The organism is Streptomyces sp. NPDC050703 (assembly GCF_040654435.1).
GTDB lineage: Bacteria > Actinomycetota > Actinomycetes > Streptomycetales > Streptomycetaceae > Streptomyces.
This window is the reverse complement of sequence record NZ_JBFAHX010000063.1, coordinates 25,333-33,966: the sequence shown is the minus strand read 5'-3', so window position 1 is coordinate 33,966 and position 8,634 is coordinate 25,333. Positions and strand designations below refer to the sequence as shown.

Genomic DNA, 8,634 nt, shown 5'->3' with positions numbered 1-8,634 from the left:
GTGCTGGCCGCCCGCTCCGGCGGCCTCACCGAGGACGGCGACATCATCGCCGAGCACACCCGGCACACCGTGGACCTGCTGCTGGAGCGCTCCCGGGTGCTGGCCGACCGCGTAGCGGCGGGACAGGCCGCCGTGGTGGGCCTGTCCTACCGGCTGGCCGACGGCAGCGCCCAGCCGGTCACCACCCGCGGCCTCGAAACCCCCGTCGGCCCGGTGTCCTGACCGACCGGGCAGCCGCCCGGCGTCACCGGCCCCCTGAGTCGCGGCGCACCGGGCCTGCGCGCAGCGCACCGCCCTCGGCGGGGCCCGTGTGCGCCCGGGCGGCGTCCGGCCGTGCCGCGGGGGCGAACGCCGTGCGGTAGGCGGTGGGTGTCGTGCCGAGGGCGCGCCGGAAGTGCAGGCGGAGGTTCGACGGGCTGCCCAGGCCGCAGCGGTCGGCTATGTGGTCGACGGCGAGTTCCGTGCTCTCCAGCAGCTCCCGGGCGCGGTCGAGCCGGGCGGTGAGCAGCCACCGCAGCGGCGTCGTGCCGGTCTCGGAGACGAACCGCCGGGCGAAGGTCCGCGGCGCCATGTGCGCGTGTGCGGCGAGCAGGGGCACCGTCAGCGGTTCGTGCAGGCGGGCCAGGGCCCATGCGCGGGTGGGGGCGAGGGTGACGCCGGGCGTCTCGGGGGCCAGCGGCCTCTTGATGTACTGCGCCTGCCCGCCCTCGCGGTGGGGAGCGGAGACCAGGAAGCGCGCCACCTGGTTCGCCGTACGGGCGCCGAGGTCGCGTCGTACGAGGTGCAGGCACAGGTCGATGCCGGCGGCGACGCCCGCGGAGGTCAGCACCTGCCCCTCGTCCAGGTAGAGCACGCGCGGGTCCACCGTCACCTTCGGGTGGCGCGCGGCCAGGTCGTCGGCGTGCTTCCAGTGGGTGGTGGCCTTGCGGCCGTCGAGGATTCCGGCCGCCGCCAGCGCGAAGGCGCCCGTGCAGATGGACACCAGCCGCCGGCCCCCGGCGTAGGCGTCGGCCAGCGCGGCGAGTACGTCCGGCGGCAGCTCGCGCAGGTGGGGTGTGTACCCCGGGACCACCACCGTGTCCGCCTCGCGCAACGCCTCCAGACCGGCCGCCACCGTCACGGCGAACCCCGCCGCGGTCGGGACCGGCGCGGAGGTGTGTCCGCACAGGGTGAGTTCGTAGGGGTCACCGGGCACGCCGGTGAAGACCTGGGCCGGAATGCCCAGGTCCAGGGGCAGCACGTCCTCGATGGCCAGGACCGCCACACGGTGCGGTGCGGCCCGGCGCACGGTGGCGTCCAAGGTGGCAGTTTCCTCTCGCATGGAGGCAACTCTGCCACTGTCACCGGCAGTTGTCGCAGCCGATCATCTTTTCCATGACCCCAGAGAACACCACGAACGCCGCCGGTCTCCCGCCGCTGCCCGACACCGACCTCACGCGCCGGGCCCTCGCCCTGGTGCGCGACACGGAGTCCACCCCCACCGCCAACCACAGTGTCCGCAGCGCGCTGTTCGCCCGCCTCCGCGCCGACCACGAGGGCGCGGAGGCGGGACGCGACTACGATCCCGAGCTGCTGTTCCTGGCCTGCGTGCTGCACGACATCGGCCTGACACCGGCGGGCGACCGCCATCAGCGGTTCGAGGTGGACGGCGCCGACACGGCCGCGGAGTTCCTCACCGAGCAGGGCCTGCCCGCCGCCGATGTCGACAAGGTGTGGGAGGCCATCGCCTTCCACACGGTGGCGGGCATCGCCGAGCGCCGCGGCACCCTGTGCGCCCTCGTGCACCAGGGGACCGGCATGGACTTCGGCTGGGACACGGAGTGCGTCGACGACGCGACCGGCGCCGCGATCCACGCCGCCTATCCGCGGCTGTCCATGGCCACCACGCTGACCGACGAGATCGTCGCCCAGGTACGCCGCCGCCCGGAGAAGGCCCCACCCTTCTCCCTCCCCTCCGAACTGCTGCGGGAGAGGTCCGTCCCGCCCCACAGGACCCGCATGGAGACCATGGCCGACGCCGCGCGCTGGGGCAACTGACCAGGACGGCGTCCCCTGCCCCCTCCCTGACCGACCAGAGAAGAACCAGCGAAGAAGCGGAGCACCGACCGAGATGAACCGCCGTACCCTTCTGCACGCCACCACCGCGCTCGGCGCCGCGACGCTGACGACGGCCGCTGCCGCCGCACCGGCGGAGGCCTCGGCCTCCGGGAGCCCCCGGCGCGACCGCCCCCTGCGCGTCCACGTCGTCATGTTCGACGGCGTGGAGGAGCTCGACTTCACCGCTCCGTACGAGGTGTTCTCCGCCTCGGACCACTTCGCCGACCGCCCGGTGCGGGTCCGCTACGTCACGCTCGGCGGACCCCGCACCGTGCGGGCCGCCTTCGGCACCGGACTGCGCGTCGACCACGGGTGGGCGCCGGAGGAGGCGGACCTCCTCGTGGTGCCCGGCGGCGGGTACGCGCGCCGCGACGACCCCGGGGTGTGGGCCGAACTCCGGCGGGGCTCTCTGCCCCGGGCCCTGGCCGCCGCGGCCCGGCCGGGCCTGACCGTCAGCGCCTTGTGCACGGGCGTGCTGCTGCTCTCCGCCGCCGGGCTGACCAAGGGCCGCCCCTGCACCACCCACCACCGGGCGCTGGCCGACCTGGAGCGGCAGGGCGGCGTGCTCAAGAACGCCCGCGTGGTCGATGACGGCGACCTGGTGACCGCCGGCGGGGTGACCTCCGGCCTCGACCTCGCCCTGTGGCTGGTGCGCCGGGAACTCGGCGCGGACGCCGCCGTCGGCCTGGAGGACATGCTTGAGTACGAGGCCCGCGGCACGGTGTGGACCGCGCGAAGCGGTCGGTGAGCCCCCGGCCCGGCCGCGGCCCACCCGAGCGGCCGGCGAGCGATCGAGGCCCCGCGCGCCGGGCCGCCCCTATCGGCGGCCCGCCGAACGGCGTGGGCGGCGTGTCCTGCGTTTCGTGCCTTCGCCATGCGGCTACCTCTCCCGCGCAGGCGAAGGTTTGACCGCCTTTCTACCCGGCGGCGGTGTTTGCCCGCCGGGTTCGGCGGTCACGCGGAACCCGTGCGCTCCTCGCGACCTGTGCGTCTCCGCCGGGACGTCGCCGACCCCCGCCGGAGGGCACGGCGCCGAGGCGCGACGCACAGCACGCCGGCCGATGAAAGGAAGTCCCGTGTCCATGAAGGTCTCCGACTACGTCCTGCGACGCCTGCGCGAATGGGAGGTCGATCATGTGTTCTCCTACGCGGGCGACGGCATCAACGGACTCCTCGCCGCGTGGGGCCGCGCGGAGAACGAGCCGAAGTTCGTCCAGGCCCGGCACGAGGAGATGGCGGCGTTCGAAGCGGTGGGCTACGCCAAGTTCTCCGGCAAGGTCGGGGTGTGCGCGGCGACCTCGGGACCCGGGGCGATCCATCTCCTCAACGGCCTCTACGACGCCAAACTCGACCACGTCCCCGTGGTCGCGATCGTCGGCCAGACCAACCGCAGCGCCATGGGCGGCTCCTACCAGCAGGAGGTGGACCTGCTGAGCCTGTACAAGGACGTCGCGTCCGACTTCTGCGAAATGGTCACCGTCCCCGAACAGCTTCCCAACGTCATCGACCGCGCCATGCGCACCGCCTACGGCAGGCGGACCGTGACGGCCGTCATCATCCCCGCCGACGTCCAGGAACTCGACTACACCCCGCCCGCCCACGCCTTCAAGATGGTGCCCTCCAGCCTCGGCGTGGCCGCCTCCGCCCCCGTACCGGCCGACGCCGACCTCACCAGGGCGGCGGAGGTCCTGAACGCGGGCGAGAAGGTCGCGGTCCTCATCGGCCAGGGCGCGCGCGGCGCCCGAGCCGAGGTCAAGGAAATCGCGGAGGTCCTCGGCGCGGGAGTCGCCAAGGCCCTGCTCGGCAAGGACGCCCTGCCCGACGACCTGCCGTACGTCACCGGCTCGATCGGACTGCTGGGCACCCGGCCCTCGTACGAGATGATGATGGGCTGCGACACGCTCCTCGTGGTCGGCTCCAGCTTCCCCTACGCCCAGTTCCTGCCGGAGTTCGACCAGGCGCGCGCCGTCCAGATCGACATCGACCCGCACAACATCGGCATGCGCTACCCCTTCGAGGTCAACCTCGTGGGAGACGCCAAGGAGACCCTCGCCGCGCTGCTGCCGCGGCTGAGGCGGAAGAAGCACGGCGCCTGGCGCAAGAAGATCGAGAAGGACACCGCCCGCTGGTGGGACGTGATGGAGCGCCGCGCCGCGGTGGAGGCGGACCCGGTCAACCCCGAGCACGTCGTGCACAGCCTCGACGCGCTGCTGCCGGACGACGTGATCCTGGCCGCCGACTCCGGCTCCGCCGCCAACTGGTACGCCCGCCACCTGCGCATGCGCGGGGCGATGCGCGGCTCGCTGTCCGGCACGCTCGCGACGATGGGCCCCGGCGTGCCGTACGTCATCGGGGCCAAGTTCGCCCACCCCGGCCGCCCGGCCCTCGCGATCGTCGGGGACGGGGCGATGCAGATGAACGGCATGGCCGAACTCATCACCGCGGCGAAGTACTGGCAGGAGTGGCGGGACCCGCGGCTGATCGTCGCCGTACTGAACAACCAGGACCTCAACCAGGTCACCTGGGAGATGCGCGCCATGTCCGGCGCCCCGCAGTTCCTGCCCTCCCAGGCGATCCCGGACGTCCCCTACGCCGACTTCGCGCGGTCCATCGGCCTCGGCGGGGTCCGGGTGGAGAAGCCGGACGAGGTGGAGGCGGCCTGGCGGCAGGCGCTCACGGCCGACCGGCCCTTCGTGATCGACTTCCGCACCGACCCGGCCGTCCCGCCCATCCCGCCGCACGCCGACCGGGAGCAGGCCGAGGCCGTGGTGTCCTCCGTCCTCAAGGGGGACAGCGACCGGGGCAGCATGATCAAGCAGGGGATCAAGGCGAAGGTGCAGGAGTTCCTCCCCGGCCGCCACCACGGCGACGGCGCCCCGGGCACGCGGGGGAGGGAGTGACCGCTCCCGTGGCCGCCCGGGCGGACACCTCTCCGCCCGGGCCCCCGGTCCGGGCAGGGCCCCGTGGGCCGCCCCGCGAATTGGCCCGCTCGATCACGCGCCCAGTGGACTGGAGCCGCCGGTGCGCCCCCGCCTAGCGTCGGCGTCGTCGAAGCGCGGTCTACGGGGGAGGCGCACATGACGTCCGGCGTGGTGAATTCCGGGCTGCTCGGCAGTCGATTCGATTCGCTCGCGAGCAACACCATCGATTACTGGATGCTGCCTGACGACGATTCCATGACCATGGACAGGGCGCTGGAGGCGGTGTCGGCGGCACCGGCACTTCCCGATGCCTCCCTGCAGTTGTACGTCCACGTGCCGATCTGCGCGCAGAACTGCACATTCTGCGCTTTCACCGGTGCGAACAGCATCAGCTACAAAATGGCGGAGCGTTACGCCGATCTCGTCATCTGGCAGTTGACCGACCTGATCGGGCGTACCCAGGTCAGCGGCCATCACATCCGGTCGGTGCACATCGGCGGCGGCAGTCCGGACCTCCTCGGCTCCCACGTCGGCCGCGTACTGGAAGGCATCCGGGGGCTTCCCGGCTGCACCGACGCCACCGAGTTCTCCGTCGAGATGACGCTGAGCACCACCAAGCCCGCGTTCATCGAGGAACTGGTCGGACACGGCGTCACGAAGGCGTCGTTCGGAGTCCAGACCCTCGACCCGGAACTCCGGGCGCACATGCGCCAGCCGACGTCCCTCGCGCATCTGCCCAAGGTGCTCGACATGATCGGCGGCCGCATTCCGATCGTGAACGCCGACCTCATCACGTGTCTGCCGGGCCAGTCCCTGGGGCTCGCGATGGACGACCTCCAAGCGCTCATCGAGCACCCCGACATCAACGCGATCAGTTCCTATCTGCTGACGTCGGGAGCGTCCCCCTCATTGGTCGGCGGACTGCTGTCCGGAGCGCTGCCCCCGCAGGCCCCACCGCAGGACCGTGCGCTCATGCGCCTCAACACGTACGGCACGCTGCTGCGCGCCGGATGGGTCCGGCGCGGGACCAACACCTATATCGACCCGGTATCGGTACCGGCGGACGATCTCGCGAAGATCAGCGGCAACGAATGCCTCGGGCAGAGCCACCACTCCGACTTCCTCATCGGGGCCGGTGCCAGCGCGATATCGAGCATGCCCGGCGTCCGCCTCGAACAGGTGAGCCCCATCGGCCAGTGGATGGCCGCCGCGGAGCGCAAGGAGCACCCGCTCTGGCTGTCCAAGTGCGCCACCGTCCCCCAGACGGACGCCGCGTTGTGGGTCTTCCCGCTCCGGCACGAGGGGCTGCCGCAGGACCGCTACGACTGGATGGTCGCGAACGGCGCCCTCGACGACACCCAGGTGCGGACCCTCCAGGACTTCTGCGCCGAAGGGCTCGTGCGGCACACGCGCCAGGGGTACGAACTGACGGTCGTCGGCGAGGTCTTCATGGGGCACCTCGTGCGGCTCCTGAAGAAGGACGCGAACCGCAGAGCCGTCGACGACTACATCACCGAGGGCTACGCCTTGGGGAACGCGATCGCCGACGGCCGGCTCGCGGACCAGCGGATCGTGAACAACCGGCAGGCCGTCGACCTCCACCTGGGCACGGGCGGCTGACCGGGCGCCGCCTCGCCGCGGCACCCGGTCAAACACCCCCTAGTCGCAGTGCGCGAGGAACTGCGCCCGAGGGCGCGCCCGGCCCGGGCGCGCCGGGAGTGCCGGGTGCTCCCGCCGGGCCGGGCGTCCGTCCGTGCAGTCCTGGTACGCGGCGCCGAGGTACCGCGCCGCCTCGGTGAGGCGGCTCATCGTCGTCCCGGCGTGGTTGACCACCAGCGCCGGCGCGTCCGCCGCGTCGGCGTCGTGGCGGTAGTGCGCGCTGCCCCACACGAGCACGTTCCGCAGGAAGGCGGCGCCGACCATACGGGCCTCGTCGAGGCCCGGGGGCAGCCGCACATACGTCTGCAGACCCGCCGCGGAGTTCGCCACCCGGGCCGACGGCAGGTGGTCGTGGAGGGCCGCCCCGAAGGCCTCCTGGCGCCGCCGCAGATGGGTGCGGAGGGCGCGCACGTGCCGGTCCAGCCGGCCGTTCTCGATGAACCGGGCGAGCGCCAGCTGGTCGATGGTGGACAGGCCGAGGTCGACGGTGGCGCGGACGGCCTCGACGCGGGGCACCACCGTGGGCGGCGCCACCAGCCAGCCGAGCCGCAGGCCGGGCGCCAGGGTCTTGCTGGCGCTGCCCGCGTACACGACCCGCTCGGGGGCCAGGGACTGGAGTGCCGGTGGCCGCTGGCCGAAGGCGAGCGCGCCGTCGAAGTCGTCCTCGACCACCAGCCCGTCCACCTCACGCGCCCAGGCCACCAGCTCCTCGCGGCGCTCGGGGCTCATCCGCGCGCCGGTCGGGAACTGGCACGCGGGCGTCACCAGGACCGCCCGTGCGCCGGTGCGGGCCAACACGTCGACCCGGAGGCCGTGTTCGTCGACCGGCGCGGAGACCGGGGTCATCCCCAGCGAGGCGATGAAGGCGCGCTGCCCCGGATGCCCCGGCTCCTCGACGGCCAGCTCGCGTATGCCGCGCCGCAGCAGCATCTGGCAGAGCAGGGAGAGGCCCTGGGCGAAGCCCGCCGTCAGCATGACGCACTCCGGCGCGGCCTCCACCGCGCAGACCCGGCCGAGGTAGCCGGCGAGGACCTGCCGGGTCTGCGGAAGCCCGGAGGGCGGCGCGTAGCCCAGGTCCCGCAGACTGGCGTTGCCGATGGCGTCCGACACCGCGGCCAGCCATTCCCGGCGCGGGAACAGGCTCACGTCGGTCGCCCCGGTGCGCAGGTCGAGCAGGCCGGGCCTGCCGTCCGCGCCCGCGATCAGCGGGGACGTCACCGGTCCACCGGCGCCCTTGTCCACGTCCGCGACCACGGTGCCCGCCCCGCGCCGCGCGCGCAGATACCCCTCGGCGCACAGCTGCTCGTACGCCTCCACCGCCACGCTGCGGGAGACGCCGAGGTCGGCGGCGAGCTGCCGGGTCGACGGCAGCCTGGTGCCCGGCGCGAGACGCCGCCGTTCGATGGCCCCCTTCACCGAGTCCCTGATCTGTCCTGCCAGCTGGCGGCTCGAATCGCGATCGATCGAGATCTGCAGATGTGGCACAGCGAGTCCCCCCAAGAACCACGGCGCTTCCCCTGGGGCGGGATACTGCCACAGAGCCGCGCGGGAAATCCCGTGACATTGGGCCGAAACGCGCCGGTTGACCGTTCGGTGCCCCGGGCCGGGCCGTTGACCTGAACCTGTCGCGTGTGCCCGGTCCACCGGGAACGAGGAGCCGGGGCAAGTGGTCTCCTTGGCCCGGTCCGAATTGGTCTGGACTGCACGGTGCCGCGTTTGATGAGGTCTATGAGCACAGAGTTTCGACCGCATTGCCGCACCACCGGCACCTGTCAAGAGGCCGGCGGCCCGGGAGCGCGAGTCGCGCCCCGGCATGGCCGTAAAGGAGCGGTGAGATCCGGCGACTCTGTGTGACGGCGGGTGGCCGACACCCGACCACGGGGGTGGGGGATCTCCGGTGACCGACCGGATGGGCCGGCGGCGCTCTCAGCGTGGAGCGCGCCACGGTGACCACGTC

At 72.8% G+C, this 8,634-nt stretch carries 6 protein-coding genes and 1 pseudogene; 5 read left to right on the top strand and 2 right to left on the bottom strand.

Annotated features, from left to right (window positions below):
- Positions 1 to 222 (top strand): annotated as a pseudogene (locus AB0I16_RS33525) (carbonic anhydrase); the annotation flags it as partial.
- Between the two features lie 22 nt (positions 223 to 244).
- Here AB0I16_RS33525 and AB0I16_RS33520 read toward each other — a convergent pair.
- A complete protein-coding gene (locus tag AB0I16_RS33520) occupies positions 245 to 1,321 on the bottom strand; it encodes a helix-turn-helix domain-containing protein (RefSeq protein WP_363253454.1) in 1,077 nt (358 codons plus the stop codon).
- 53 nt (positions 1,322 to 1,374) lie between these two features.
- On the opposite strand from AB0I16_RS33520, the gene AB0I16_RS33515 reads away from it, so the two are divergent.
- The 4 genes from AB0I16_RS33515 (at position 1,375) to AB0I16_RS33500 (ending at position 6,638) form a co-directional block, all read left to right on the top strand.
- Positions 1,375 to 2,037: an HD domain-containing protein gene (locus AB0I16_RS33515; protein ID WP_363253453.1), complete on the top strand. Its 663-nt coding sequence runs from the start codon at positions 1,375 to 1,377 to the stop codon at positions 2,035 to 2,037.
- A gap of 73 nt (positions 2,038 to 2,110) precedes the next feature.
- A complete protein-coding gene (locus AB0I16_RS33510; RefSeq protein ID WP_363253452.1) occupies positions 2,111 to 2,845 on the top strand; it encodes a DJ-1/PfpI family protein in 735 nt (244 codons plus the stop codon).
- 334 nt (positions 2,846 to 3,179) lie between these two features.
- The gene (locus AB0I16_RS33505; protein WP_363253456.1) at positions 3,180 to 4,997 is read left to right on the top strand and encodes a thiamine pyrophosphate-requiring protein; all 1,818 of its coding nucleotides are present in this window, start codon (positions 3,180 to 3,182) and stop codon (positions 4,995 to 4,997) included.
- A 177-nt stretch (positions 4,998 to 5,174) separates the two neighbouring features.
- Positions 5,175 to 6,638, top strand: coding sequence for a radical SAM protein (locus tag AB0I16_RS33500; RefSeq protein ID WP_363253451.1), 1,464 nt, complete (start codon positions 5,175 to 5,177; stop codon positions 6,636 to 6,638).
- Between the two features lie 39 nt (positions 6,639 to 6,677).
- Here the strand turns inward: AB0I16_RS33500 and AB0I16_RS33495 are convergent, their stop codons facing one another.
- Positions 6,678 to 8,162 (bottom strand): PLP-dependent aminotransferase family protein, encoded by a 1,485-nt coding sequence (locus AB0I16_RS33495; protein WP_363253450.1) that lies wholly within the window; start codon positions 8,160 to 8,162, stop codon positions 6,678 to 6,680.
- Positions 8,163 to 8,634 lie beyond the last annotated feature (472 nt).